The 5,667-nt window shown below is 64.5% G+C and carries 4 protein-coding genes; 3 read left to right on the top strand and 1 reads right to left on the bottom strand.

Going from position 1 to position 5,667, the window contains the following annotated elements; genetic code table 11:
* Together VEK15_19360 and VEK15_19355 are read left to right on the top strand one after the other, a co-directional pair.
* Nucleotides 1-2,439, top strand: a 2,439-nt coding sequence (locus VEK15_19360; GenBank protein ID HXV62866.1) for an ABC transporter permease, incomplete at its 5' end; no start/stop codon positions are given.
* Between the two features lie 33 nt (nucleotides 2,440-2,472).
* Entirely contained in the window at nucleotides 2,473-3,123 is a 651-nt protein-coding gene (locus tag VEK15_19355) for a peptidylprolyl isomerase (protein HXV62865.1), read from the top strand.
* Nucleotides 3,124-3,165: 42 nt separating this feature from the next.
* Here the strand turns inward: VEK15_19355 and VEK15_19350 are convergent, their stop codons facing one another.
* A complete protein-coding gene (locus tag VEK15_19350) occupies nucleotides 3,166-4,386 on the bottom strand; it encodes an amidohydrolase family protein (protein ID HXV62864.1) in 1,221 nt (406 codons plus the stop codon).
* Between the two features lie 28 nt (nucleotides 4,387-4,414).
* Here VEK15_19350 and VEK15_19345 point away from each other — a divergent pair, with 28 nt between their 5' ends.
* A complete protein-coding gene (locus VEK15_19345; GenBank protein ID HXV62863.1) occupies nucleotides 4,415-5,434 on the top strand; it encodes an LLM class flavin-dependent oxidoreductase in 1,020 nt (339 codons plus the stop codon).
* Nucleotides 5,435-5,667 lie beyond the last annotated feature (233 nt).

The raw sequence follows: 5,667 nt of genomic DNA, 5'->3' as shown, positions 1-5,667 counted from the left end.
TCTTCCGATCTCATGGATGTTCGCCTCACTCTGCGGGGACTCGGAAAGCATCCCGGATTCGCGCTCGTCGCCGCGCTCACGCTCGGAATCGGGATCGGGGCGAACGCCGCCATGTTCAGTTTCGTTGACGCGGTCGCTCTTCGTCCGCTGCCGTTTCCCGATCCGGATCGGCTCGTTCAGATCTGGGAGACCGCGGAGCGAGACCTGCTAGAGCTTCGCTCCCTCTCCTTCCCCGTGCTGGAGGATCTGAGACGGGAAGGCACGGTGCTGGAGGATGTCGCCGGAGTTTACCGAGTCTCGGTAAACCTGACGGGCGAGGACGAGCCGGAGCGCATCGTCGCGGAGATGGTGTCCCCCAGCTACTTTCGGTTACTGGGGCTGTCGCCGAGCCGAGGCCGGCTCTTTACGGAAGAGGAAGATCGCCTGGACGTTCGACACGGCACGGCGGTCGTGAGCGAGGCGTTGTGGCGGCGGCGGTTCGGAGCCGACCCCGAGATCGTAGGAAGCGAGATCGCCATCAATGAGGTCTCCTCTACCATCATCGGAATCGTCGCCGGGGAGGGTATCGGCGGGGGTGTGGCCCTGTGGGTGCCCCTCGAATCGGCCGCGCTGTTTGATCCGGGCCTGGGGGCCGCCTGGTTCGAAAACCGCGGCGTCCGTTGGCTCAACGTGATCGGCCGACTCCGGGTGGACACTTCGCCCGCGAAGCTCGACCAGTTCATGCGGCAGGAGACTTCGCGATTACGCGACGAGTTTCCCGATGTGATGAACCGCCGCGGCGTTCTCGCCCTCCCTGTCGAAAAGCAGCTCCTGGGCGACGTCCAGAACACCGCCTCGGCGCTGATGCTCGCCGTGGTGCTCGTCCTACTCGTTGCCTGCGCGAACCTCGCAAGCCTCCTAATCGCCCGCGCCGCCGACCGCCGCCGCGAGATGGAGTTGAGGCTAGCGGTCGGGGCGTCTCGTGGCCAGATCACCCGTCAGCTCCTCACCGAGAGTCTCGTTCTCGCGGCCCTAGGGGGAGCCGCGGGGCTGCTGTTCGCTCTGTGGGCCGAGGACGTTCTGTCAGGCGTTTCACTGTTCGAGGAGCTACCCAGCTACATCACACTCCGCCTGGGCGCGAAGACGATAGGATTCACCGCGGCGATGACCCTGCTCACCGCATTGGTTTTCGGCGGTGCTTTGGCGGCAGCGACGGCGAGAGCCACGCGGGCAAACACTTTACACGCACGAGCGACCGCGCGCTGGGGTCGTGGGCACCGCCTTCTCGTCGCGACTCAGATAGGCGTGGCCTTGTCGCTGAGCATCGCTTCGGCGCTTGTGTTGAGAAACCTCGAGAAAGCGCTCCACATCGATCCCGGCTTTTCTGCGAAAGATGTTCTCGCGTTCCGGGTCGATCTTCCCGCGACTCGCTACGACGGCGAGCGCGCCGCCGTTTTCGCGCGGGGGCTTCATTCGCGAATCGGCTCCATCGCCGGCGTGCGCTCGGTGGCTCTTTCGACCGACGTGCCCCTTGTGGACGGGTATAGCGCGCTCGGCCTCAGGATCGAGGAACGGGTCGCTTCCGATCCTGACGAGAGGCTTCGCGTGTACCACCACGAGGTGAGCCCACAGTTCTTCTCCACGTTGGGCATCCCCTTGCTGCTCGGAAGAGACTTCTCGTGGCAAGACCGCGAGGGGACTCCACCGGTCGCAATCGTGACTCAGCGCATGGCAGACAAAACCTGGCCCCGCGAGAATCCGATCGGAAAGCGTGTGGGCACCGGGGGGAGTGAAAACCCTTGGCGCACCGTCGTCGGTGTCGTGGGTGACATCCGATATCGCAACCTCGTACTGGATCCGGTCGCTAACCCCGACGACCCCGACGTGTTCTTTCCCCTCGCCCAGATGCCTCGGCGCGAGCTCGGAGTGGTGCTGGCCCTCAACGAGCCGTCCTTCGACACCGCCCTCGCGGCGGTGCGGCGCGAGTTGCGGGCGCTCGATCCCGGCGTGCCGGGTCACGGAATCCTGTCCATGTCCGACGTGGTCTCGAACGAGCTCGCTCTCTCGAAGCTCGGAGCGACACTATTATCCGCATTCGGTGCCGTGGCCATCGCTCTGGCCGCTCTCGGAGTGTACGGGCTTCTGGCCCAGCTGGTGGCTGCCCGGGCCTTCGAGATCGGAATTCGCATCGCCGTCGGTGCCCGTGCCCCGGACATCGTCCGGCACGTGATGGTGCAGGGTATTCGCCTCGTCGGCTGGGGAGCGCTGATGGGTGTCTTCACGTCTTTCGCCCTCAGCCGCTACGTCGAAAGCCTGTTGGTCGAGATCTCGGTAACCGATCCCGTCGCCTACGCCGTCGGCGTTGGCGTTCTCTTGGCTCTGGCCGGCGTCGCCTGCTACTTGCCGGCACGCAAAGCGGCCCGTGTCGACCCCGTGGTATTGTTCGCGAGCCGTGTTTGACGGCGGACCCGAAGCCTGTGCCATCATACGCCGATGGATCTGCTCCTATTCGCCGTCGCTTTGACGCTCGGGTTCGCCTCTGCCCCACAGAAGGGTGGAGATTCTCCCCTGTTCCACCCCGACTCCACCGAGATGAACCAGAAAGCGCCCGAATCGTTCCACGTTCGCCTCGAGACGACGGAGGGGGACATCCTCATCGAGATGCACCGCGATTGGGCGCCCATCGGGGTGGACCGCTTTTACAACCTCGTCCGCCACGGCTATTACGACGAGGTGCGTTTCCATCGCGTCACCTTGGGTCGGTGGGCGCAATTCGGTATCAACGGCGAACCCGAGATCGCGAAGCTCTGGCGCGAGCAGACGATTCCCGACGAGCCGCGTCGCGCCGAGAACGTCCGCGGCACGGTTGCCTTTGCTTTCGCGGTGCCGAACGGACGCACGACTCAGGTCTTCATCAATCTGCGCGACAATCGCGAGACCCACGACCGCGAGCCTTTCGTTCCCATCGGCCGCGTCGTCGAGGGAATGGACGTCGCCGACGCACTGAACCCCGAGTACGGTGAGACCGCGGGAAGCGGCATCCGCTCGGGTCTTCAGGGGCCACTGTTCGAAGGCGGCAACGAGTATTTGAAGAAGAACTTCCCGGGACTCGACTACATCGAGCGAGCCGTCGTGGAACCGTGACCGCGGCGGGTGCTCGCATGTGCCCGCGAGCTCATCACGCTGCTAGCGCTCGTGCTTGAAAACCTTGCCGCCCAACATGACGAACGTCACCCGCTCGAGCTCGCGAACATCCTCGAGCGGATTGCCGTCGACGGCGATGATGTCGGCGAGAAGGCCTTCGGCGATGCGTCCGCGGTCGTCGAGCCCGAGGAGCTCGCTGGCAACGACGGTGGCGCTCCGAATGGCCCCGATGGGCGTCTGGCCGAGCTCGACCTGATAGCCAAACTCCTTGGCATTGTCGCCGTGCGGATATACGCCGGCATCGGTGCCGAAGGCGATCTTCAAACCCAGTTGTAGCGCGCGGCGATAGCTTTCACCGACGAGCGGCTTCAGATACTCTGCCTTGGCTCGAATCGCCGGGGGCAAGGCGTCGAGATCGATGGCATCGTTCAGGTAGATGTTCGGCACCACGAACGTCCCGTTCTCTTCTATGACTCGAGCGGCCTCTTCCGTCATGATCGAGTTGTGCTCGATCGAGTCGATGCCCGCCCGAGACGCGGCGATGATTCCTTCGGTGCCGTGGGCGTGGGCCGCGATCTTCAATCCATGTCGGTGTGTTTCCTCGGCGGCAGCGCGCAGCTCCTCGAGGGAGTACTGAAGGGCGCCCACCGGTCCCTCGAACGACAGAACGCCAGCCGTGGCGCAGACCTTGATCACCTTGGCGCCGTGCTTGATCTGATAACGAACGGCCTTCAAGACCTCGTCGACCCCGTCGGCCACGCCTCGATGAGGAGAGGTTTCGACGATCCCCGGAGCGAAGCCGGTGACGTCGCAGTGTCCTCCAGTGATCGAGAGCGCGTGGCCCGCGGGAAGAATGCGCGGACCTTCGACGAAGCCTCGCTCGATGGCCCTCATCAATGCCACGTCGGCAAATCCGCTAGCGCCGAGATCGCGAACGGTCGTGAAACCGGCCATCAGGGTTCGCCTCGCGTTGCGGGCCCCCCGCAGGGCCAGATCGGCGGCGGTCTCCTTCACCGGCTGGTTCACCCAATCTCCTTCGATGTCATAGAGGAGATGCGTATGGACGTCGATCAGGCCGGGCAGCAGCGTGGCGTCACCCAGGTCGATCGAGGTCACGCCGCTCGGTATCGCCGAGGGGTTGATCGCTCGAATACGCTCGTCTTCGATGACCAGAACCGCCGGGGAAACGAGGCGACCGGCGCCGACGTCGAGGTAGCGGCCGGCGCGAAGGACGAGCGTTTCCGGCGACGCCGTTGCTGGCAAGGCGGCGGCGAGCCACGCGCATAAGGCGATCGAACGATTTCGGGATAACATTCCGGGGAAACTAACGCAGGACCACCCGCAGGCACAAACGGAGGCATCGGTCACGGACGCTTCGACGACACGCTTCGGCATCTCTTTCCAGAGCAACAAGACCATCGCCGAGTACCGCGAGCTCGCCGATGTCGTCGCTCGCTACCGTTTCGCGACCTGCAGCGTCTACCAGGACCTCTTCTATCAGCCTCCGTGGCCGGCGCTGCTCCAGTTCGCCGAGCGCACGAAGACACCGCTCGTCGGCCCCGCGGTCGTGAACCCTTACCTCACCCATCCGGTCCTCGTCGCCGGCCATCTCGCGGTGCTCGACGAGATCAGCCACGGCCGGGCGTTTCTGGGAGTCGGCCGGGGAGCCTTCTTCGAGCCCATCGGCGTGCCCCAGCCACGTCCGATTCGCGCGATGCGCGAGATGATCGATCTCGTCCAGCGTCTGCTCACGGGCGATCGCACTCCCTTCGTCGGGCAGTGCTTTCGGGCCAGCGAAGGGGCCTATCTGCGGGGACCCATCCCCGGCCGCCGGCTTCCGGTGATGATCGGAGGTTGGGGGGAGAAAACCGTTCGGCTCGCCGCCGAGATCGCGGACATGTTGAAAGTGGGGGGCCTGGCCAACCCGGCAGCCGTCCCGGATTTCAAGAAGCGTCTCGCCGCTGCCGGTCGTGACGTTAAGCTGATCTTCGGAGCCGTGACGGTGATCGATCGCGACAAAAGGGCGGCCGAGGAGCTCGCGCGCGAGACCCTCGCGACTTACTTTCCGGTAATCGCCCGGCTCGATCCCACGTATCCGCTGCGAGACGGAGAGCGCCTGCCATCCGACGCACTCCCATCGGAAACTCTCTCACGCTATTGCTGCTTCGGCACACCGAAGGACGTGATAAGGCATATGGAGAAGCTATTCGACGCCGGCGTCGACGTCTTCGAGCTCGGGACCCCTCACGGCACCGACGAAGCCGAAGCCATCCATCTCCTCGGACGGGAGGTCCTCCCCTATTTCACTTGATGGCAAGAGCCTCGCGACGCGCGGTGGCGAATAAAGTCCTGCCGAACCAGTTGTCGACGTTGGCGTCACGAGCGAGGGGTCCCGTGGTCCCATTACCGAGTACGCCCGCGGATGGCAGCGATCTTCGCCCTGTACGCCTCGGTCGCTATCGAAGGCTGACCGTACACTCGAGCAGCCCCACAACGAGGCTAAACCCAGATTTGGTTCGTCTGCAACGCTTCGAAAAACCTTTG

The organism is Vicinamibacteria bacterium (assembly GCA_035620555.1).
Lineage (GTDB): Bacteria > Acidobacteriota > Vicinamibacteria > Marinacidobacterales > SMYC01 > DASPGQ01.
Note: the sequence above shows the minus strand (reverse complement) of the source record. Positions and strands in the feature narration are given on the sequence as shown.

What these genes read in the sequence shown, in the direction of transcription:
- VEK15_19355 (HXV62865.1), top strand. Translation starts at nt 2,473, where the DNA reads ATGGATCTGCTCCTATTCGCCGTCGCTTTGACGCTCGGGTTCGCCTCT.